The sequence below is a fragment of the Serratia sp. AXJ-M genome (assembly GCF_046531865.1).
Lineage (GTDB): Bacteria > Pseudomonadota > Gammaproteobacteria > Enterobacterales > Enterobacteriaceae > Serratia > Serratia liquefaciens.
In genome coordinates this window covers 4,417,787-4,439,688 of the sequence record NZ_CP059394.1, presented here as the reverse complement: position 1 = coordinate 4,439,688, position 21,902 = coordinate 4,417,787, and the positions used below count along the sequence as shown (strand labels likewise).

Genomic DNA, 21,902 nt, shown 5'->3' with positions numbered 1-21,902 from the left:
TTTTATTGAAAATAGCATGTTAATCATCACATAATTTTGGTTATAAGCATATGCTTATGACGTCTACGGCAAGGTCGTCAGCGTTTGCGCAACACCACCGCTGAACACAAAACTACAATAAAGATGCAAAGGACTTTTTATGAGCAATTTCAACCCGTCGCGGCGTCGCTTTATCAAAAGCGCCGTGATAGCGGGGGTCTCCGTGTACCTCGCGCCCCTGTACAGCCGTGCCTATGCCGCGCTGTTTGAGCAGAAGATCCTCCAGTCCCCGAACTGGGATGCCCACGAGAAACGTATACGCTTTCGTATCGATGGCCGTGCCAAGGTCATGGGGCAGAAGGTCTTTGCCCGTGATATTCGCGCGGTGGATATGCCGCACTGGCCACAGCAGCAGGCGCACGCCTTTATTTTGCGTGTCACTCAAGCAGACAAGCTGTTCGAAGGTATCGATCTCTCATTGCTGGGCGACGACCTGCAGCCCGATCGGCTGGTAACCGCCGAAGATTTGGCGCGCGACGGTTTGGCCTTCCCGGCATTTTACGGCGACGACATGCTGCTGCCGATTGGCAAAACCCCGGCTTACCTGGGCCAGGCGGTGGCAATCCTGATTTATCACGATTTTGCCCGCTTCCGCTTTGCCAAAGACAAGCTGAAATTCCGCGAAGGCACGATTAAATACGGGGCGCAAACCGGCCCGCTGCAGCGCGACCCTTGGGGCACTTTCCGCTATGTGCGGGTGGGGGGAGACAAGCCGTTTGATGACGATCGTTTTTCCAGCCTGAAAGATACCCCGATTTTCCCGGTTTCGATGAAGAAACACCTGCCGGTCTGGCCGGAAGGACGCGAAGGCGGCAAGCTGGATCAGGAAGGCATGTATTACGCCGGCATGATTGCCGATGAGTTGAAAACGCCGCCGGATGAGTGGCTGGTGATGTCACGCCGCTATACCACGCAGTCCGTCGACACCTCCGCGCTGGAGCCGGACAACGCCAACGGCTGGTTCGATGCCGAGACGCAAACGCTGCATCTGGTGGTGCCGACTCAATCGCCGCAGGAAGTGGCAGATGAAATGCCGCGCATGCTGGCAAAACGCAATCCGCCGGTTAAACAGCTGATTCTGCACCCATGCTACACCGTCGGTTACGGCTCGAAAGATCACTTTAATTTCCCGTATTACGGCGCGGTGGCGGCGATGTACGGCGACGGGCACCCGGTTCGGCTGGCCAACGACCGTTTCGAACAGTTCCAGACTGCGCTGAAACGCCATGCCTTCGACATGAATTACCGCATTGCGGTAAACCGCCAAACCGGCGTGCTGCAGTCATTCCATGGTGAGATGACGGCAGACGGCGGTGGCCGCAGCAACTTTACGCCTTCGGTGGTGATGGTGGCGGCGACCGCGGCGCAGTCGATTTATTACTTCCCGAAAAGCGATTTGTCTGCGGTGGGGCTGGCTTCGCGCGCTATCGACGCAGGGTCGGCACGAGGTTACGGCACGCTGCAAAGTATGGCCGCCACCGAGATGATGGTCGATGAGTTGGCTGCCGAACTGAAGATTGACCCGATTGAATTCCGTTTGCGCAACGTACTGAAGTCCGGCATGAAAAATACGCAGGGGGCCATTCCTGCCGGGGCTATTCGCGCCGATGAAGTGCTGGAGAAGGCGGCGAAGCATGAGATGTGGCTGCAACGCGCCAAGCGCAAGGCGGAGTTTGAAAGCCAGCATCCGGGCAAACGCTATGGCGTAGGCTTTGGCTGCGTGCAAAAAGACTTCGGTACCGGTGCCGAAACTTCATTCGCCCGCGTCGAACTGGGAGAAGACGGGCGCATTATGCTGCATCACAGCGGTGCCGAGATGGGCACCGGCATGTCGACCTCACAATCGGTGTTGTGCGCACAGTGGCTGGGCAAACCGGCAGACGAGGCTCACTTCTCGGTGACCGACTGGTCTGTGCTGCCGATGGTTACCAGTGGCGATCCCTACGTTATGTCGCAGGCCGATCAGGATCGGTTGCAAACCAATCCGGCCTGGACGCCAAGCTACTGCTCACCTTCCAGCGCCAGCAACTCGGCGTATTACTTCTCGCACAGTACGCGCGAAGCGGCGCGGCTGATATTCGATCATGGCCTGTGGCCGGCAGCGATGGCCATTTGGCAATCCGGCCCCGGTGGCGGCCAGGCGGCACCTTTAGTGGTGCGCCGAGAGGATGCGCGTTGGGTGGAGGGGGGATTGACCGCTGCCGGTATGGAGGTGTTGAGCCTGGAGCGGCTGGCAAAACAACTTTACCAGATGGGCGGGATCGCAGGCGCAGCGGTGCACGTATTCAACCGCTGGCAGTGGGCGGAAGCGGACTTTACCCTGAGTGGCAATAGCGAACGCCTGCCGATTGATGGCCTGGCTGTGCGCAACGCCGGTGGCGAGTTCAAAACGCTGCCACGCAATCAGGTCTATTATCCCCCGACTCAACGCAATAACGCGGCGGTGACCTATTACAGTGCCGTCGGAACCCTGGCGGAAGTGGCGGTGGATATCGCCACCGGCCAGGTAGAACTGCTGAATCACCATTCGATCATGGAGTGCGGCAACCTGATTGTGCCGGAACTGGTTTCCGGCCAGTTGCAGGGCGGGTTGGCGATGGGAATTGGTCATGCACTACACGAATATTTACCGCTGTACGAAGACGGGCCCGGTAACGGTACCTGGAACTTTAACCGTTACCACCTGCCACGCGCCAGCGATGTGGCGGTCTGGAAACAGACCGATGACATCCTGCCCGCGTTGTCGGAAACCGATCCGCCCAAAGGCATGGCCGAAGTGGTGATGATCCCGGTGGTCGCTGCCCTGGTCAACGCCATCGCCGACGCCACTGGCCACCGTTTCCGTGATTTGCCCGTTCGTGCAGAAAATATTCGTGAGGTATTACAATGAGCATCAAAACCCAGCCGATTTCCCTGACCATCAACGAAAAGCAATACGGCCCGATCGACGTACCTGAAGGGCTGATGATGATCGATTTCCTGCACGAGTATCTCGACCTGACCGGATCGCGTCTTGGCTGCGGGCAGGGTATCTGCCACGCCTGCGTAGCAATTGTCGATCACCCAAGCGGTACCAGCGAAGAGGTGCGTACCTGTATCACCGGCGCGCACTTCTTCAGCGGCAAAAAAGTCCGCACCGTAGAGGGGCATGCCAAGGTGGATGCGCAGGGCGAAGTGGTGGAGTTGTCACCTATCCAGCAGGCGTTTCTGGAGCATTACAGCTTCCAGTGCGGTTACTGCACGCCGGGCTTTGTCAACGCCGCCACCATTTTTGTGGAAAAACTCAAGCGTGAACCCATTGCCCGTGAGCAACTGGAAAGCGCCATTGAGCAGGCGCTGGACAGCCATATCTGCCGCTGTACCGGCTATGTTCGTTACTATGAAGCGGTTCGCGACGTGGTGCTCAAAACCCCGGGCCTGCTGAAGGAGACGGCGCAATGAAAAAACGTCTCGCACTGTTGATCCTGCTGGTGGTCATCATCGTCATCGCCGTGCTGTGGTGGCGTGAAAACCGCCGTTACGATGGCCCGGTGCAGCAGGTAACCGCCAGCACGGAACAGGTTGCCCGCGGTCGCTATCTGGCGCAGGCCGCCGACTGTGCCGCCTGCCATACCGCCAGCGGCGGCGCGCCCTTGGCCGGGGGCTATCCGCTGGAGACGCCGTTCGGCACTATCTATGGCAGTAACCTGACGCCTTCGGCCGATCATGGCATTGGCCGCTGGACCAAAGACGATTTCTTCCTGGCGCTGACTCAGGGTGTGGCACCGGGCGGGCGTCATCTGTACCCGGCGATGCCCTATACTTCGTATAAAGGTATTTCACGCCAGGATGCCGATGATATCTACGCCTATCTGATGACCCGACCGGCGGTGGATGTTGCCATTCCTGAAAACGACATGCCGTTCCCGTTTAATCAACGCATGGCGCTGATCGGTTGGAACCTGCTGTTCCGCAGCCAGGCGCCGTTGCCAGCCAGTTCACAAGGCAATTCGGCGCAGTGGCAACGCGGCCGTTACCTGGCGGATACGCTGGGTCACTGCGGGGAATGCCATACGCCACGCGGCATGCTGGGGCAGATGAATCTTGGCAAGCCGATGCAGGGGGGCGATTTGGGGCGCTTTATGGCACCGGACATCACGCCGCACGGATTGGCCCAGCGCGGCTGGACGCCGGATGACCTCAACCGTTTCCTGGCAACCGGGATGGCACCTCAGGGATCTGCGTTCAGTGAGATGCACATGGTGGTGGATCTCAGCACCCGTCATCTGACGCCGGAAGACCATCAAGCACTGGCGACCTATCTGATGGGTGAACAGCCGCCGGCCGCAGTGCCGGTTAAAATCGGCCAGGGCAGCGATGCCGGGCGTATCAGCTATCTGGATCAGTGCTCCGGCTGCCATGCGCGTGAAGGTGAGGGCAAGCCGCACGTAGCGGTGGCGATGCGCGATAACGCCACGCTGCGCCAACCGGATGCCAAGAATCTGATTGTCTCGGTGCTGGACGGTTTACCGGCGCAGCAATTCCCCAACGGCGAAAGTATGCAGAGCATGCCGGCCTTTGGCGAACGTCTGGACGATGCGCAAGTGGCGGAGCTGGTGAACTATCTGCGCGTAACCTGGGGGGGCTTGCCGGCGGATATCACCGCCGAGCAGGTGAAGGCCCTGCGCAAGAAGTAGCCTAAGTCAGGCTAAAAAAATGGCCCGCAGTTTTACACTGCGGGCCATTTTGTTTTTGGCGTGAACTAGCTGCGGCTGGTTGCGCTCATTGCACGCTGGCTACGTTGCTTGACGATATAGCCAATGGCCAAAATTGCCACCCAAACCGGGATCAGCAACACCGAGATTTGAATGCCCGGCGTCAGGTACATGATCACCAGGATGCCGGCCATAAACACCAGGCACAGGTAGTTGCTGAACGGATACCAGAAGGCCTTGAACTTCGGCTCTACGCCTTCGCGGTTCTTGGCTGCGCGGAACTTCAGGTGCGCCAGGCTGATCATCGCCCAGTTGATCACCAGCGCCGAGACCACCAGCGCCATCAGCAATTCGAATGCGCGACCGGGGATCAGGTAGTTAATCAGTACGCAGAACGCCGTGGCCGTGGCGGAGACGGCGATAGCGATGACCGGTACGCCGCGTCCGTCCACCTTCAGCAGGCTCTTCGGACCGTTGCCTTGTTTCGCCAGGCCGTACAGCATGCGGCTGTTGCAGTAAACGCAGCTGTTGTACACCGACAGGGCGGCGGTCAACACCACGATGTTCAGCACGGTTGCTACCAGGTTGCTGTTCAGCGCGTGGAAGATCAGCACGAACGGGCTGCCGCCTTCCACCACTTTGCCCCAAGGGTACAGCGACAGCAAAATGGTCAGTGAGCCGATATAGAACAGCAGGATGCGGTAGATCACCTGGTTGGTGGCCTTGGGAATGCTTTTCTGCGGGTTGTCGGCCTCCGCGGCGGTAATACCCACCAGCTCGAGCCCACCAAACGAGAACATGATCACCGCCATTGCCATCACCAGCCCCATGATGCCGTTCGGGAAGAAGCCGCCCTGTGCCCACAGGTTGGTTACGGTGGCTTCCGGGCCGCCCAGGCCGCTGAACAGCAGGTAGGCACCGAACACGATCATGCCGATAATCGCCACGACTTTGATGATGGCAAACCAGAATTCCATCTCGCCGTAGACCTTAACATTCGCCAGGTTGATGGCGTTGATGGCCAGGAAGAACACCGCCGCCGATACCCAGGTTGGGATCTCCGGCCACCAGTACTGCACATAGATACCGACCGCGGTCAGTTCCGCCATCGCCACCAATACATACAGCACCCAGTAGTTCCAGCCGGAAGCAAAGCCGGCAAAATTGCCCCAGTATTTATAGGCGAAGTGGCTAAAGGAACCGGCTACCGGCTCTTCCACTACCATTTCACCCAGTTGGCGCATGATCAGAAATGCGATAAAGCCGCCAATGGCATAGCCGAGAATGACCGAAGGACCGGCCATTTTTATTGTTTGCGCGATCCCGAGAAATAGCCCGGTACCAATAGCGCCCCCTAGAGCAATAAGCTGAATATGGCGGTTTTTCAGGCCGCGCTTCAGCTGGTCGCCATGCTGTTGACCATCCATCAATGAAACCCTCTGTCGTTGCAGAATTACTCACATGCTGTAAAGCAGTGGTTACGATGTGTGTTTTATTTTATTTACGGCGTTATATCTATTAATTCCACGGAGCCGCTACCGTTTGGCAAAGAATAATGTTATGCGCGTCAGTTTGCACCTGCTTTATAGGGTGAGTGATTAAGATTTCAGCAGTTTAGGAAACAAAATGCGGGTTGTGTGACGGCAGGGGGGATTCAGTGCATGAAATAAGCAGCAAATCACATAATGCGCAAAAATAATTTTGCGCTGGTCGCTTTGGTTCGGCGAAATATTGACCGGTTAAGCGCACCTTATGCGCTGCAAATAGCTATTCGTTAAAGCTTAATAAACATGCAATAAAATCCTGCCTTTGATGCTTCAGTCTGCCTGACGGCAGGTTTCGCAAAAGTTAAATCAAAAACCTACCTCGTAAATGGTATTACCAAGCGTGCGTTAGCGGTTTGCAGCAGCTCTGGTATTGAGGTGTTAAAATGTGCGGGTAACCTGATTTCGATCAAGGCCCATATGGACAGGAGGTGAATACTTTGTTACTTTACCGTCACGTTTTTGAAATTGGTATTACCAATTGACTCCGCGCCATTCGCAGAGAAGAATTCACCCATGGCCTACAGCAAAATCCGCCAACCCAAGTTGTCAGATGTTATCGAGCAGCAGCTCGAACACCTGATCCTCGAGGGAACACTGCGTCCAGGCGAAAAACTGCCACCGGAGCGCGAGCTGGCGAAACAATTTGATGTTTCCCGTCCTTCTCTGAGAGAGGCCATCCAGCGCCTGGAAGCCAAAGGGCTGCTCCTGCGCCGTCAGGGCGGTGGTACCTTTGTGCAAACTAATCTGTGGCAGAGCTTCAGCGATCCTCTGGCTGAACTGTTGGCCGACCACCCTGAATCACAATTCGATCTGTTGGAAACCCGTCATGCCCTCGAAGGCATTGCTGCCTATTACGCGGCGTTGCGCGGCACCGACGAAGATCTGGCGCGCATCCGCGATTGCCACATTGTGATCCAGCAGGCCCAGGAAAGCGGCGATCTCGACGCCGAAGCCGACGCGGTCATGCAATACCAAATCGCCGTGACCGAAGCTGCCCACAACGTTGTGTTACTTCACCTGCTACGCTGCATGGGGCCGATGCTGGAACAGAACGTACGTCAGAACTTTGAATTGCTCTACTCGCGCCGTGAGATGTTGGCAAAGGTGAGCAGCCACCGCGCCGGAATTTTTGAGGCGATTGTGGCACGCGAGCCGGAAAAGGCCCGTGAAGCCTCGCACCGCCATTTGGCGTTTATCGAGGAAATCTTGCTGGATCTCAGCCGGGAGCATACTCGGCGCGAGAGATCGCTACGGCGTCTCCAGCAACGCAAGGATTAAGAGCGTTCTCTTCAGGGCACACCAGCCTGCGGAGCTTTCGTTCGAAGTGCTTAGTTAAGCATTTAAGCGGCAACTAAACTGATGGGCCTGTCTTCGTGTGTTTTGCCTCAGAACACAGGAAGACAGGCTCCAAAACAAACCATTAGACAGATAAGGAATACCACCATGTCAGAACGTTTAAACAATGACGTGGATCCGATCGAAACCCGCGACTGGCTGCAGGCGATCGAATCGGTCATCCGTGAAGAGGGTGTTGAGCGAGCTCAGTTTCTGATTGATCAGGTATTGGGTGAAGCCCGTAAAGGCGGTGTTAGCGTTGCAGCCGGTGCTGCGGCTCACAACTACGTCAACACCATCGCGGTGGAAGACGAACCTGCTTACCCTGGTAACCTGGATCTTGAGCGTCGTATCCGCAGCGCTATCCGCTGGAACGCGGTAATGACCGTGCTGCGCGCTTCCAAGAAAGATCTGGACCTGGGCGGCCACATGGCTTCCTTCCAATCTTCCGCGACCTTCTATGAAGTCTGCTTCAACCACTTCTTCCGTGCACGCAACGAGCAAGACGGCGGCGATCTGGTTTACTTCCAGGGCCACATCTCTCCGGGCGTTTACGCACGTGCCTTCCTTGAAGGCCGCTTGACCGAAGACCAAATGAACAACTTCCGTCAGGAAGTTCACGGTAAAGGCCTGTCTTCTTACCCGCATCCTAAACTGATGCCTGAATTCTGGCAGTTCCCAACCGTTTCCATGGGCCTGGGCCCAATCAGCGCCATCTACCAGGCGAAGTTCCTGAAATATCTGGAACACCGTGGCCTGAAGAACACCTCTGCTCAAACCGTTTACGCCTTCCTGGGCGACGGTGAGATGGATGAGCCGGAATCCAAAGGTGCGATCACTATCGCCACCCGTGAGAAACTGGACAACCTGGTGTTCGTCATCAACTGTAACCTGCAACGTCTGGACGGCCCAGTCACCGGTAACGGCAAGATCATCAATGAACTGGAAGGTATCTTCTCCGGCGCAGGCTGGCAGGTACTGAAAGTGATTTGGGGCGGTCGTTGGGACGAACTGCTGCGTAAAGACACCAGCGGCAAGCTGATCCAGCTGATGAACGAAACCCTGGACGGCGACTACCAGACCTTCAAATCCAAAGACGGCGCTTACGTACGTGAGCACTTCTTTGGCCGCTTCCCGGAAACCGCCGCCCTGGTCAAAGACATGACCGACGACGAAATCTGGGCGCTGAACCGCGGTGGTCACGATCCGAAGAAAGTCTTCGCTGCACTGAAAAAAGCGCAGGACACCCAAGGCAAACCAACCGTTATCCTGGCCCATACCATTAAAGGTTACGGCATGGGTGAAACCGCGGAAGGTAAAAACATCGCTCACCAGGTGAAGAAAATGAACATGGAAGGGGTTCACCACTTCCGCGATCGTTTCAATGTGCCAGTTGCCGATGCCGACATCGAAAAACTGCCGTACATCACCTTCGAGAAAGACTCTGAAGAGTACAAATACCTGCACGAACGCCGTCAGGCGCTGAAAGGTTATGTACCGACCCGTCTGCCAGCCTTCACCCAGAAGCTGGAAATGCCGGCTCTGGAAGACTTCAGCTCACTGCTGGAAGAGCAGAACAAAGAAATCTCCACCACCATCGCCTTCGTGCGTGCCCTGAACGTGATGCTGAAGAACAAGTCGATCAAAGATCGTCTGGTTCCTATCATCGCTGACGAAGCGCGTACCTTCGGTATGGAAGGTCTGTTCCGTCAGATCGGTATCTACAGCCCGAACGGTCAGCAATATACCCCGCAAGACCGTGAGCAGGTTGCTTACTACAAAGAAGACGAAAAAGGTCAGATCCTGCAGGAAGGCATCAACGAACTGGGCGCAGCATCTTCATGGCTGGCCGCAGCGACTTCCTACAGCACCAACGATCTGCCGATGATTCCGTTCTACATCTACTACTCGATGTTCGGTTTCCAGCGTATCGGTGACCTGTGCTGGGCAGCAGGCGACCAACAGGCGCGCGGCTTCCTGATCGGCGGTACTTCAGGCCGTACCACCCTGAACGGTGAAGGTCTGCAGCACGAAGACGGCCACAGCCACATTCAGTCTCTGACTATCCCTAACTGCATCTCTTACGATCCAGCTTATGCATACGAAGTGGCAGTGATCATGCACGACGGTCTGGTCCGCATGTACGGTGACGCGCAAGAAAACGTCTACTACTACATCACCACGCTGAACGAAAACTACCACATGCCGGCCATGCCGCAGGGCGCAGAAGAAGGTATCCGCAAAGGTATCTACAAGCTGGACACTCTGGCAGGCAGCAAAGGCAAGGTTCAGTTGCTGGGTTCAGGTTCTATCCTGCGTCACGTACGTGAAGCGGCGAAGATCCTGGCAGACGATTACGGCGTGGGTTCTGACATCTACAGCGTGACTTCCTTCACTGAACTGGCGCGTGATGGCCAGGACTGCGAGCGTTGGAACATGCTGCACCCAACCGAAACTCCACGTGTACCGTACATTGCTCAGGTGATGAACGATGCGCCGGCGGTTGCGTCTACCGACTACATGAAGCTGTTTGCAGAACAGGTTCGTACTTACGTTCCAGCCAGCGACTATCGCGTACTGGGTACTGACGGCTTCGGTCGTTCAGACAGCCGCGAAAACCTGCGCCACCACTTTGAAGTTGACGCTTCTTACGTTGTGGTTGCTGCACTGGGTGAACTGGCTAAACGCGGTGAAATCGAAGCTTCTGTGGTAGCTGATGCGATTAAGAAATTCGACATCAACCCAGAAAAAGTTAACCCGCGTCTGGCATAAGAGGTACAGAAGAAATGTCTATCGAAATCAAAGTACCGGACATCGGTGCAGACGAAGTGGAAATCACCGAGATTCTGGTGAAAGTGGGCGATAAAGTTGAAGCTGAACAATCGCTGATCACCGTTGAAGGTGACAAAGCTTCCATGGAAGTCCCTTCCCCGCAGGCGGGTGTGGTTAAAGAGATCAAAGTTGCCGTCGGTGATAAAACCGAAACCGGCAAACTGCTGATGATCTTTGAAGCGGAAGGGGCGGCTCAGGCCGCACCTGCTGCCAAGGCTGAAGAAAAACCGGCTGCGGCACCTGCTGCTCCGGCTGCCGCGGCTGCCAAAGACGTTGCCGTACCGGACATCGGTGCTGACGAAGTGGAAGTGACCGAGATCCTGGTGAAAGTGGGCGACAAGGTGGAAGCCGAGCAGTCCCTGATCACCGTTGAAGGCGACAAGGCTTCCATGGAAGTCCCCGCACCGTTCGCAGGCACCGTGAAAGAGATCAAAATCGGCACTGGCGACAAAGTCACCACCGGTTCTCTGATCATGGTATTCGAAGTGGCTGGCGCAGCTTCTGCTGCCGCTCCGGCTGCGACTGAAACGCCTGCTGCTCCAGCGGCACCGGCTGCCTCTGCGGCCAAAGACGTTGCCGTACCGGATATCGGTGGCGATGAAGTAGAAGTGACCGAAGTGATGGTGAAAGTGGGCGACAAAGTTGCCGCTGAGCAGTCACTGATCACCGTTGAAGGTGACAAGGCTTCTATGGAAGTGCCGGCACCGTTCGCAGGTACCGTGAAAGAAATCAAAATCAGCGCCGGCGACAAAGTGAAAACCGGCTCCCTGATCATGGTGTTCGAAGTTGAAGGCGCTGCACCAGCGGCTGCTCCTGCTCAAAAAGCAGAAGCAGCGCCGGCACCGGCTGCCAGCGCGGCACCAGCCAAACAGGCTGCTCCAGCTGCCAAAGGTGAGTTCGCCGAGAACGACGCTTATGTGCATGCCACCCCGGTCATCCGCCGTCTGGCGCGTGAGTTCGGCGTAAACCTGGCGAAAGTGAAAGGTACCGGTCGTAAAGGCCGCATCCTGCGCGAAGACGTTCAGACTTACGTGAAAGACGCGGTCAAACGTGCAGAAGCGGCGCCAGCTGCTGCTGCCGGTGGCGGTCTGCCAGGCATGCTGCCATGGCCGAAAGTGGACTTCAGCAAGTTCGGTGAGATCGAAGAAGTTGAACTGGGCCGCATCCAGAAAATCTCGGGTGCCAACCTGAGCCGTAACTGGGTGATGATCCCGCACGTGACTCACTTCGACAAAACCGACATCACCGATCTGGAAGCTTTCCGCAAGCAGCAGAACGAAGAAGCGGCCAAGCGTAAGCTGGATGTGAAGTTCACCCCGGTGGTGTTCATCATGAAAGCCGTTGCTGCCGCTCTGGAGCAGATGCCGCGCTTCAACAGCTCTCTGTCCGAAGATGGTCAGAAGCTGACGCTGAAAAAGTACATCAACGTCGGTGTTGCGGTTGATACGCCAAACGGCCTGGTAGTTCCGGTATTCAAAGATGTGAACAAGAAGAGCATCACCGAACTGTCCCGTGAGCTGATGGCTATCTCCAAAAAAGCGCGTGACGGTAAACTGACCGCCGGCGAAATGCAGGGTGGCTGTTTCACCATCTCCAGCCTGGGCGGTATCGGGACAACTCACTTCGCGCCGATTGTGAACGCGCCGGAAGTGGCTATCCTGGGTGTCTCCAAGTCTGCTATGGAGCCAGTCTGGAACGGTAAAGAGTTCGTGCCGCGCCTGATGATGCCAATGTCGCTCTCCTTCGACCACCGCGTTATCGATGGTGCAGATGGTGCGCGCTTTATTACCATCATCAACAACATGCTGGCTGATATCCGCCGTATGGTGATGTAATGAAAAAAGGGCGCAGCATGCTGCGCCCTTATCGCTTCTGTAGCAGTTTTGTCGGTTTTTGCACGACTCGACAAAATTGTTGAGACACGGGTCACTCGAACACGCTTTGCAGATTATTAACAATTCTGTAAACTGCTCGCGGTGTAAGCGTCCCGGTGGATGAAGGGCGTTATGAGATCGATTAGCAATAAAAATGACGTCTGACCCGCCGGACAATCAATTAAGAGGTCATGATGAGTACTGAAATTAAAACTCAGGTCGTGGTACTTGGGGCGGGCCCGGCAGGTTACTCTGCTGCCTTTCGTTGCGCTGACTTAGGTCTTGAAACCGTTCTGGTTGAACGTTATTCCACGCTGGGCGGTGTTTGCCTGAACGTGGGATGTATCCCTTCCAAAGCACTGCTGCACGTAGCCAAAGTGATCGAAGAAGCCAAGGCGCTGGCCGAGCACGGCATCGTTTTCGGCGAGCCGAAAACTGACATCGACAAAGTGCGCGTCTGGAAAGAAAAAGTCATCAATCAGCTGACCGGCGGTCTGGCTGGCATGGCTAAAGGCCGTAAAGTGAAAGTGGTTAACGGCCTGGGCAAGTTCACCGGCGCTAACACCCTGGTTGTTGAAGGCGAAAATGGTCCAACCACCATCAACTTCGACAATGCCATCATCGCTGCAGGTTCTCGTCCGATCCAACTGCCATTCATTCCTCATGAAGATCCACGCGTGTGGGACTCTACCGATGCACTGGAGCTGAAAACTGTCCCAGAGCGTCTGCTGGTTATGGGCGGCGGTATCATCGGCCTGGAAATGGGCACCGTATACCATGCGCTGGGTTCACAGATCGACGTTGTCGAAATGTTTGACCAGGTGATCCCGGCGGCTGACAAAGACGTGGTGAAAGTCTTCACCAAGCGCATCAGCAAGCAGTTCAACCTGATGCTGGAAACCAAAGTGACCGCGGTAGAAGCCAAAGAAGACGGCATCTATGTCACTATGGAAGGCAAAAAAGCGCCTGCAGAACCACAGCGTTATGACGCGGTGCTGGTGGCTATCGGCCGCGTGCCGAACGGTAAGCTGCTGGAAGCGGGTAAAGCCGGTGTGGAAGTTGACGAGCGTGGCTTCATCAACGTCGACAAACAGCTGCGTACCAACGTGCCGCACATCTTCGCTATCGGCGACATCGTCGGTCAACCGATGCTGGCGCACAAAGGCGTGCATGAAGGCCACGTTGCCGCTGAAGTTATTGCCGGCATGAAGCACTACTTCGACCCGAAAGTGATCCCATCGATCGCTTACACCGAGCCGGAAGTTGCCTGGGTGGGTCTGACCGAGAAAGAAGCGAAAGAAAAAGGCATCAGCTACGAAACTTCCACCTTCCCGTGGGCAGCTTCTGGCCGTGCTATCGCTTCCGACTGCGCAGACGGCATGACCAAACTGATTTTCGACAAAGAAACTCATCGTATCATCGGTGGCGCGATTGTCGGCACCAACGGTGGCGAGCTGCTGGGTGAAATCGGTCTGGCTATCGAGATGGGTTGCGACGCAGAAGACATCGCGCTGACTATCCATGCTCACCCAACCCTGCACGAATCCGTAGGCTTGGCGGCAGAGATCTTTGAAGGCAGCATCACCGATCTGCCTAACCCGAAAGCCAAGAAGAAGTAATTCTGCTGGTTTGAAAGGTGAATAAGCGGCTCCTGAAAAGGGGCCGTTTTTTTATGCGCGGCATCCAGGTAAAAGGCCGCTCGATGAGCGGCCAGTAGCTTACTTGTTCTGGAATATCACGTTGAACGTGAGGCTGTTGCCGTTAACCGACCAACCGCCTTTGCTCACGCCAAACGCCGATCCCAGTACAATGAGCAGGATAAACATGGAACTCCCTTTCATTGCGCGATCCTTGTGGAACCACGACCACCGCGACTTCACCGGAAAAATCCCGGCGGAACAAGCGCTTTGTGGCGCCTGTATCGCAGTTGTTGCAGCACTGTTCTCAAGCCCGATGACCGACTGCTAAACCGGTAGAACAGACCCGGCTAAATATTACGTTGAAATGAATTTTCAAACATTCTTTTTGTTGATTTTTTAATCATCGTTGCGCACAATGTCCCTGCTTTGTGGCGCTTGTATCGTTCTTAACGATGTAAGAAATCCGTGAGGTGCCTGCTAACACTGAACGGAACAACAGAACCGCCTTAATGGCGGTTTTTTTGTGCCTTCCGCTCTCAAATTTTACTATTCGCGACCAGTAGCCATTGTAAGTGAGTGGGTATTATGTTGTTCTCGTCAGGCTGATGTATGTTGGGAACGGAACCTCTCTGTAGCCCCGTCGGGCCTGTGTCGCAGCCGATTACACTGCGCTCAACGATTCAGCAAAGATTTAATGTTGCTTTTATGTGAACGAATTAACAACCAATTCAAATCCTGATATGCTGGCTGAGCGGAACCGGGCACTGTACTTACAGTCCAGGACATCGACAGCAGTGCCCCGTCAGGATCAATGGCATCAACACCGTGCGCTAAACCCGGTTTGAATAGAGAACGCCAGGCACAATAAATGACAATGAGAGCGAGGAGAATGTCGTGCTAGAAGAATACCGTAAGCACGTAGCCGAGCGTGCTGCAGAGGGCATCGTCCCTAAGCCGTTAGACGCCACCCAAATGGCAGCGCTGGTTGAATCATTAAAGAATCCGCCAAAAGGCGAAGAAGAATTCCTGTTAGACCTGCTGATTAACCGTGTGCCACCGGGCGTCGACGAAGCCGCCTATGTAAAAGCCGGTTTCCTGGCAGCCATCGCCAAAGGCGAAGCGACCTCCCCCCTGATTACCCCCGAGAAAGCCGTAGAGCTGTTAGGCACCATGCAAGGTGGCTATAACATTCATCCGCTGATCGACGCGCTGGATAACGAAAAATTGGCTGCGATTGCCGCCAAAGCGCTGTCCCATACGCTGCTGATGTTCGACAACTTCTACGACGTGGAAGAAAAAGCCAAAGCGGGTAACCCGCACGCCAAGCAGATTATGCAGTCCTGGGCCGATGCCGAGTGGTATCTGTCTCGTCCGCAACTGGCGGAAAAAATCACCGTTACCGTATTCAAAGTCACCGGTGAAACCAACACCGATGACCTGTCGCCGGCACCGGATGCCTGGTCACGCCCGGATATCCCACTGCACGCCCTGGCGATGCTGAAAAACGAACGTGAAGGCATAGTGCCGGATCAGCCGGGCAGCGTTGGGCCTATCAAGCAAATCGAACTGCTGAACAAGAAAGGTTTCCCGCTGGCTTACGTCGGTGACGTTGTCGGCACCGGTTCTTCTCGTAAATCCGCCACCAACTCGGTGCTGTGGTTTATGGGCGACGATATCCCTTACGTGCCTAACAAGCGCGGTGGCGGTGTAGTGCTGGGCGGTAAAATCGCGCCTATCTTCTTCAACACTATGGAAGATGCCGGTGCATTGCCGATTGAAGTGGACGTCAATGACCTGAACATGGGCGACGTGATCGACATTTACCCGTACAAGGGTGAAGTGCGCAACCACGAAACCGGTGAGCTGATTGCCAACTTCGAACTGAAAACCGACGTACTGCTCGACGAAGTGCGTGCCGGTGGCCGTATTCCGCTGATCATCGGTCGCGGTCTGACCACCAAAGCGCGTGAAGCGCTGGGCCTGCCGCACAGCGACGTGTTCCGCATTGCCAAAGAAGTGGCTGTCAGCAGCAAAGGCTTCTCCCTGGCGCAGAAAATGGTTGGCCGCGCCTGTGGCGTTGCCGGCGTGCGCCCGGGCGAATACTGCGAACCCAAGATGACCTCTGTCGGTTCACAGGACACTACCGGCCCGATGACCCGTGACGAGCTGAAAGATCTGGCTTGTTTGGGCTTCTCCGCCGATCTGGTGATGCAGTCGTTCTGTCACACCGCTGCGTACCCGAAACCGGTTGACGTGACGACCCACCACACGCTGCCGGACTTCATCATGAACCGTGGCGGCGTGTCGCTGCGTCCGGGTGATGGCGTTATTCACTCCTGGCTGAACCGTATGCTTCTGCCGGATACCGTAGGCACCGGCGGTGACTCCCACACCCGTTTCCCAATCGGTATCTCCTTCCCGGCGGGTTCCGGCCTGGTTGCCTTTGCCGCCGCTACCGGCGTGATGCCGCTGGATATGCCAGAGTCTGTCCTGGTGCGCTTCAAAGGCAAGATGCAGCCTGGCATTACTCTGCGTGACCTGGTACACGCAATCCCTTACTACGCCATCCAGCAGGGCCTGCTGACCGTAGAGAAGAAGGGCAAGAAGAACATCTTCTCCGGCCGCATTCTGGAGATCGAAGGCTTGCCGGATCTGAAAGTCGAGCAGGCATTTGAACTGACTGACGCTTCGGCCGAACGTTCCGCTGCCGGCTGTACCATCAAGCTGGATAAGGCACCGATTGAAGAGTATCTGAACTCTAACATCGTGCTGCTCAAGTGGATGATCTCCGAAGGCTACGGCGATCGTCGTACCCTGGAGCGTCGTATTCAGGGCATGCAAAAATGGCTGGCGGATCCGCAACTGCTGGAAGGCGATGCGGATGCAGAATACGCTGCGGTGATCGACATCGATCTGGCAGAGATCACTCAGCCAATCCTGTGTGCACCAAACGATCCGGATGACGCGCGTCTGCTGTCCGACGTGGCCAACAGCAAGATCGATGAAGTGTTTATCGGTTCCTGCATGACCAACATCGGCCACTTCCGCGCGGCCGGCAAGCTGCTGGATCAGCACAAAGGCCAGTTGCCGACCCGTCTGTGGGTTGCTCCGCCAACCAAGATGGATGCGGCTCAGTTGACCGAAGAAGGCTACTACAGCGTATTCGGCAAGAGCGGTGCACGTATCGAGATCCCAGGTTGTTCACTGTGCATGGGTAACCAGGCGCGCGTGGCCGACGGTGCGACGGTGGTTTCCACCTCGACCCGTAACTTCCCGAACCGTCTGGGGACCGGTGCCAACGTGTATCTGGCTTCTGCAGAACTGGCGGCGGTGGCTTCGCTGCTGGGTCGTCTGCCAACGCCGGACGAGTACCAGACGTACATGGCACAGGTCGATAAGTCAGCGGCGGATACCTACCGTTATCTGAACTTTGACCAACTGGGTCAGTACACGGAAAAAGCCGACGGCGTGATCTTCCAAACCGCTGTTTAAGTCGCTATATTGCGCAACTGTTTAACGGGAGGCCTTGGCCTCCCGTTTTATTTTTCTCAGTTGCCAACTTTGCGAGCGCTCACTGAGTTAGTCATGAATTAATGTTTACACTAAGAGAAAGGGCTCAGGAGGGCGTGCTATGGATTACGAATTTCTGCGTGACGTTACCGGTCAGGTAGTGGTCAGATTTTCGATGGGGCATGAGGCGATTGGCCACTGGATCAACGAAGAACTCAAAGGCGACTTCAACCTGCTCGATCGCATCGAAGCCGGGGCGGCGCAAGTGAAGGGCAGCGAGCGTCAATGGCAGCTGGAAGGCCATGAATACACGTTGCTGATGGACGGGGAAGAAGTGATGATCCGCGCTAACCTGCTGGAGTTCGAGGGCGACGAGATGGAGGAGGGGATGAATTACTATGACGAAGAAAGCCTCTCATTCTGCGGCGTCGAAGACTTTTTGCAGGTATTGAAGGCCTACCGTTCTTTTATGCTGAAATACTGAACGTAAGGGCGCGGCGTGCCGCGCCCGATACAGATTACAGATGCGGAATATTGCGGCCGTAATAGATTTCCTGCATCTCTTTCCACAGCAGATCGGTAATCTCTTTACGCTCGGCTTCGCTCAGCGCGTCCGGTTTGGCATTAAACAGGTAGTGCTTCAGATCGAAATCCTTCAGCAACATCTTGGTATGGAAGATGTTTTCCTGATAAACATTCACGTCCATCATGTGGTACAGCGCCTTCATATCATCAGACATAAAGTTCTGGATCGAGTTGATCTCATGATCGATGTAATGCTTCAAGCCGTTTACGTCGCGGGTAAAACCGCGCACGCGGTAATCCATGGTGACGATGTCAGATTCCAACTGGTGGATCAGATAATTCAACGCTTTAAGCGGTGAAATCACGCCGCAGGTGGACACTTCGATATCGGCGCGGAAGGTGCAAAGACCGCCTTCCGGATGGCTCTCCGGATAGGTATGAACGCAGATGTGGCTCTTGTCCAGATGTGCGACTACCGTCTTTGACAGTGGGCCCGGGTGTTCTGAAGTATCGACATCGTCCGGGTCGACCGGCTCTTCGCTGACCAGAATGGTGACGCTGGCGCCCTGAGGCTCGTAGTCCTGACGTGCGATGTTGAGAATATTGGCGCCAATGATCGAGCAGGTCTCGCTGAGGATCTCGGTCAGGCGGTTGGCGTTGTATTGTTCGTCAATGTAGGCGATATAGCCAGCGCGGTCGTCCGCGGTTTTGGCGTAACAAATATCGTAAATACAAAAACTCAGGCTTTTGGTCAGGTTGTTGAAGCCGTGCAGTTTTAGCTTATGCAATTTGGTTCACCTCCTTTATCTTCTCGCTTAACGTGAAACGTTCAGTGCGTCGAGCAAATACTGCGGCAGAGCAAAGCTGCCCGCGTGAATTGCCGGGTTATAATAACGACAGTTTAAGCCGCTTTGATGAAAGCGATGTTGCAGCGTTGGCAAGTCGAGCTGACGCAGCGCCGGATTTTGGCTGGCCCAGGCGAAAGTCATAATGCCGCCGTAATAGGTCGGGATCGCCGCCTGGTAGAAACTGACGTCCTTGAAGTATTGGCTCAGCTTGGTGTGGCTATTGACCGCTTCGTCTTGCTGCAGGAAGCACACGCCGTTCTGCGCAACAAAAATGCCGCCCTCGTTCAGGCAGCGTGCGCAGCCTTCGTAGAATGCCGAGGTGAACAGGCTTTCGCCGGGGCCGATAGGATCGGTGCAGTCAGAGATAATCACATCGAATTTTTCATCGGTCTGATTAACAAAGTTGACGCCGTCGTCGATCACCAGCTTAAAGCGTGGATCGTCGTAAGCACCGGCATTGTGATTAGGCAGGTATTGGCGGCAGAATTCCACCACGCCGGCGTCAATCTCGACCATGGTGATTTGTTCAACGCCCTGATGACGGCTGACTTCGCGCAGCATAGCGCCGTCACCACCGCCGATGATCAGGATTTTCTTCGCCTGACCGTGAGCCAGCAGCGGTATGTGGGTCATCATCTCGTGATAGATGAACTCATCGCGCTCGGTGGTTTGCACCACGCCGTCGAGCGCCATAACGCGCCCCAGAACCGGGTTTTCAAAAATCACCAAATCCTGATGCTCGGTCTTCTCACGATACAGCACGTTCTCTACCGAGAAGTACTGGCCGAAGTTGGCATGCAGTGTTTCATACCAAATTTCTTTCTGGGTCATGTGCGGGAACTCCGTAATAACAGCCATGAAAAATTGGCGCAACATCATAGCTAACTCTGCCTGGTGATGCACGGCTGAATTTCAAACAGAGATAGCGGAAGGCGGGGGATTAGTTAGCGTAGGCCAGCAGGCTTAGCGAGTCGCGTGCCAGAGATTTGCATTTGTTCGGGGTAGGAATGGCGATACCACTGAGATCGCGATAGCTGTCTTCACCCAGAGCCTTCATATTAAAACTATTATAGTTGGTCAGATCCCAACGGTTTTGCTGCGCGAAATAAACGATGGCGCGTTTGATTTGCGCATTGGGCAAGTCGTTGTAGCCGCAATCGTTTTTCAAATAAATAAACACCGCCGTCAGATCGGCCAGATCTTCCGCTTCGGACTCATTCAGCGCCAGACTGGCGTTGGAGAACCCCAGCATGGTGAGCAACAGCACCAGTAAACTTGTTTTTTTCATCATGAAAATAGACCTGTTTGTTGTCTACAGACGTTATCACACTTGCCTGTAAAGGCACCAAATTTTATTACTCACAGGTAGCATAACCGGCAGCAAAGGCTTGACCTTCCGCTAAGGGGAGGGTTTAGGCTGACGTTTAGATGAGTTAGATCACTGAGAAAAGGGAGTCAGCGATGTTACGCCGTGATTTTATCAAACTGACCGCTGCGCTGGGCGCGGCAAGCGCTTTACCGTTGTGGAGCCGGGGCGCGTGGGCGGCTGAATTGCCGGCGTTACCGATCCCGCCACTGCTGATGCCGGACGCACAAGGGAACGTTGCTCTGGCGCTGCAAACCGGTGAGGTGAACTGGCTGCCGGGCAAGGCGACCCAAACCTGGGGTTTTAATGGCGCGTTGCTGGGGCCGGCGGTGCGCCTACAGCGTGGCAAATCGGTCACGGTGGATATCCGCAATGCGTTGCCGGAAGCCAGTACCGTTCACTGGCACGGTCTGGAAATCCCCGGTGACGTAGACGGTGGACCGCAGGCGCTGATTCAGCCAGGCGCAACGCGCAGGGTGCAGTTCACTATCGAGCAGCCTGCAGCTACCTGCTGGTTCCATCCGCACACCCACGGCAAGACCGGTCAGCAGGTGATGAAGGGCTTGGCCGGGCTGGTGCTGCTCGAAGATGACGAAAGCAGTAAGCTGCCGCTGCCGAAAACCTGGGGACAGGATGATATTCCGGTGATCCTGCAGGACAAGCGGCTGGGCAAGGACGCGCAAATTGAATACCAACTGGACGTGATGAGTGCTGCCGTTGGTTGGTTTGGCGACCGCATGTTCACCAACGGCGCTCAGTATCCGCGCCACGTGGCCCCTCGCGGCTGGCTGCGTCTGCGTTTCCTCAATGGCTGTAATGCACGCTCGCTAAACCTGGCCGCCAGCGATAACCGTCCACTCTATGTGATTGCCAGCGACGGCGGTTTTCTGGCCGAGCCGGTCAAACTAACCGAATTGCCGATGCTGATGGGCGAACGTTTCGAAGTGCTGGTGGATGCCTCTGACGGCAAAGCTTTCGATATCGTCACGCTGCCGGTCAAACAGATGGGCATGACGCTGGCACCGTTCGACCAGCCGCTGCCGGTATTGCATATCCAGCCTTCGCTGGCGCAGGGCATCAAGACGATGCCAGACAGCCTGGTGAAATTGCCAGCGCTGCCTGCGGTGACCGGCATTCAGGAGCGTTGGCTGCAGCTGATGATGAACCCGCAGTTGGATAAGCTGGGTATGCAGGCGCTGATGGATCGCTATGGCCATCAGGCCATGGCCGGCATGAGTATGGATCACGGCAGCATGAAGGGTATGGATCACGGCAGTATGAAGGGCATGGACCACGGCAATATGAAAGGCATGGATCACGGCGCGAAGCCGTTCGATTTCAGCCATGGCAATATGATCAACGGCAAGGCCTTCGACATGACCAAGCCGATGTTTGAAGCCAAACGCGGCAAGTACGAAAAGTGGACCCTTTCCGGCGAAGGCGACATGATGCTGCACCCGTTCCATATTCACGGCACCCAATTCCGCATCCTGTCGGAAAACGGTAAACCGCCGGCGGCCCATCGCAGCGGCTGGAAAGATACGGTGCGCGTAGAGGGTTGGCGCAGTGAAGTGTTGGTGCGCTTCGATCACCTGGCCAATAGCGATCACGCCTATATGGCTCACTGTCATCTGCTGGAACACGAAGATACCGGCATGATGATGGGCTTTACGGTAGCTGACTGATCTCCTC

The 21,902-nt window shown here is 55.6% G+C and carries 15 protein-coding genes; 11 read left to right on the top strand and 4 right to left on the bottom strand.

The window, feature by feature from the left end; genetic code table 11:
- Window positions 1-139 precede the first annotated feature (139 nt).
- The 3 genes from H0S68_RS20740 to H0S68_RS20730 are packed head-to-tail and all read left to right on the top strand — an operon-like array spanning window position 140 to window position 4,715.
- Complete coding sequence (locus H0S68_RS20740) at window positions 140-2,929, top strand: xanthine dehydrogenase family protein molybdopterin-binding subunit (RefSeq protein WP_020828589.1); 2,790 nt, start codon at window positions 140-142, stop codon at window positions 2,927-2,929.
- A complete protein-coding gene (locus H0S68_RS20735; RefSeq protein WP_020828588.1) occupies window positions 2,926-3,480 on the top strand; it encodes a (2Fe-2S)-binding protein in 555 nt (184 codons plus the stop codon). The genes H0S68_RS20740 and H0S68_RS20735 overlap by 4 nt, the downstream gene beginning before the upstream one ends.
- A complete protein-coding gene (locus H0S68_RS20730; RefSeq protein WP_020828587.1) occupies window positions 3,477-4,715 on the top strand; it encodes a cytochrome c in 1,239 nt (412 codons plus the stop codon). The genes H0S68_RS20735 and H0S68_RS20730 overlap by 4 nt, the downstream gene beginning before the upstream one ends.
- Window positions 4,716-4,780: 65 nt before the next feature.
- Here the strand turns inward: H0S68_RS20730 and H0S68_RS20725 are convergent, their stop codons facing one another.
- Complete coding sequence (locus H0S68_RS20725; RefSeq protein WP_046372651.1) at window positions 4,781-6,160, bottom strand: amino acid permease; 1,380 nt, start codon at window positions 6,158-6,160, stop codon at window positions 4,781-4,783.
- A gap of 633 nt (window positions 6,161-6,793) precedes the next feature.
- On the opposite strand from H0S68_RS20725, the gene pdhR reads away from it, so the two are divergent.
- The 7 genes from pdhR to yacL all read left to right on the top strand — a co-directional run bounded on the left by pdhR (window position 6,794) and on the right by yacL (window position 17,955).
- Window positions 6,794-7,558 (top strand): pyruvate dehydrogenase complex transcriptional repressor PdhR, encoded by a 765-nt coding sequence (gene pdhR, locus H0S68_RS20720; protein ID WP_020828585.1) that lies wholly within the window; start codon window positions 6,794-6,796, stop codon window positions 7,556-7,558.
- A gap of 165 nt (window positions 7,559-7,723) precedes the next feature.
- The gene (gene aceE, locus H0S68_RS20715) at window positions 7,724-10,387 is read left to right on the top strand and encodes a pyruvate dehydrogenase (acetyl-transferring), homodimeric type (RefSeq protein ID WP_020828584.1); all 2,664 of its coding nucleotides are present in this window, start codon (window positions 7,724-7,726) and stop codon (window positions 10,385-10,387) included.
- A 14-nt stretch (window positions 10,388-10,401) separates the two neighbouring features.
- Window positions 10,402-12,282, top strand: a complete 1,881-nt coding sequence (aceF, locus tag H0S68_RS20710; RefSeq protein ID WP_020828583.1) for a pyruvate dehydrogenase complex dihydrolipoyllysine-residue acetyltransferase — start codon at window positions 10,402-10,404, stop codon at window positions 12,280-12,282.
- A gap of 233 nt (window positions 12,283-12,515) precedes the next feature.
- A complete protein-coding gene (gene lpdA / locus H0S68_RS20705; RefSeq protein ID WP_020828582.1) occupies window positions 12,516-13,940 on the top strand; it encodes a dihydrolipoyl dehydrogenase in 1,425 nt (474 codons plus the stop codon).
- A 205-nt stretch (window positions 13,941-14,145) separates the two neighbouring features.
- Window positions 14,146-14,289 carry a hypothetical protein gene (locus H0S68_RS20700; protein ID WP_153263149.1) on the top strand — a complete coding sequence of 48 codons (144 nt, stop codon included), beginning with the start codon at window positions 14,146-14,148 and terminating at the stop codon, window positions 14,287-14,289.
- A 566-nt stretch (window positions 14,290-14,855) separates the two neighbouring features.
- The gene (acnB, locus tag H0S68_RS20695; RefSeq protein WP_046372654.1) at window positions 14,856-17,453 is read left to right on the top strand and encodes a bifunctional aconitate hydratase 2/2-methylisocitrate dehydratase; all 2,598 of its coding nucleotides are present in this window, start codon (window positions 14,856-14,858) and stop codon (window positions 17,451-17,453) included.
- Between the two features lie 139 nt (window positions 17,454-17,592).
- On the top strand, window positions 17,593-17,955 hold the full coding sequence (yacL, locus tag H0S68_RS20690; protein WP_020828579.1) for a protein YacL: 363 nt from the start codon (window positions 17,593-17,595) through the stop codon (window positions 17,953-17,955).
- A 34-nt stretch (window positions 17,956-17,989) separates the two neighbouring features.
- Here yacL and speD read toward each other — a convergent pair whose 3' ends face one another.
- The 3 genes from speD to H0S68_RS20675 form a co-directional block, all read right to left on the bottom strand.
- Window positions 17,990-18,784, bottom strand: coding sequence for an adenosylmethionine decarboxylase (speD, locus tag H0S68_RS20685; protein ID WP_020828578.1), 795 nt, complete (start codon window positions 18,782-18,784; stop codon window positions 17,990-17,992).
- Window positions 18,785-18,811: 27 nt separating this feature from the next.
- Window positions 18,812-19,675 carry a polyamine aminopropyltransferase gene (gene speE / locus H0S68_RS20680; protein WP_041415683.1) on the bottom strand — a complete coding sequence of 288 codons (864 nt, stop codon included), beginning with the start codon at window positions 19,673-19,675 and terminating at the stop codon, window positions 18,812-18,814.
- Between the two features lie 109 nt (window positions 19,676-19,784).
- The gene (locus H0S68_RS20675; protein ID WP_041415681.1) at window positions 19,785-20,132 is read right to left on the bottom strand and encodes a YacC family pilotin-like protein; all 348 of its coding nucleotides are present in this window, start codon (window positions 20,130-20,132) and stop codon (window positions 19,785-19,787) included.
- A 173-nt stretch (window positions 20,133-20,305) separates the two neighbouring features.
- Between H0S68_RS20675 and cueO the strand changes: the two genes are divergently transcribed.
- Entirely contained in the window at window positions 20,306-21,895 is a 1,590-nt protein-coding gene (gene cueO, locus H0S68_RS20670; RefSeq protein WP_262255778.1) for a multicopper oxidase CueO, read from the top strand.
- The last annotated feature ends 7 nt before the right edge of the window (window positions 21,896-21,902 follow it).